Here is a 526-nt window from a genome sequence, read left to right on the forward strand (position 1 = left end):
TAAGAAATGCCCTATGGTGTTCTGCATCTTTCTTTTATTTGTCCTTCTAGAATAAAACCAGCTTTTATGTAAAACAGCCAGTCTTTTTAACGACTGGCTTTGCTATATTCCTTATAAAAAACGTTTTTATGCTTTTTCTATTGATTTCTTTCTTCGTCTCTTTCAACAATATGCTGAAGAATAGATAATTTGTTTGTCCAAAATTGTTCGTAGTAAGAAAGCCAATCTTTTATTTCTTTCAAAGGCTCTGGCTGAAGATGATACACTTTTTCTCTGCCTTTTTTTTGTCCATGGACTAGGTCTGCTTCTGAAAGTATATGAAGATGCTTGACAACAGCGGTACGGCTTATTGAAAAATGGGACGTTATTTCTGAAATAGGCAATTCTTGTTCAGAAAGCAGCTCAAGTACTTTTCTTCGAGTAGGATCAGCAATGGCTTGAAAGATATCATGCTTGGCAGCTGATGAAGTCATTTAGTTTTCAACAACCTTTCGAAGTTTTTCATTCACAAGACTAGTCCCACCGT

At 35.6% G+C, this 526-nt stretch carries 1 protein-coding gene; it reads right to left on the reverse strand.

What is annotated here, in order from left to right; all coding sequences use genetic code 11:
* Positions 1 to 137 precede the first annotated feature (137 nt).
* Entirely contained in the window at positions 138 to 473 is a 336-nt protein-coding gene (locus AC27IT_RS28195; protein WP_487092319.1) for an ArsR/SmtB family transcription factor, read from the reverse strand.
* Positions 474 to 526: the final 53 nt, after the last annotated feature.

This window comes from Brevibacillus sp. YAE8 (genome assembly GCF_057543335.1).

What these genes read in the sequence shown, in the direction of transcription:
- AC27IT_RS28195 (WP_487092319.1), bottom strand. Translation starts at nt 473, where the DNA reads ATGACTTCATCAGCTGCCAAGCATGATATCTTTCAAGCCATTGCTGAT.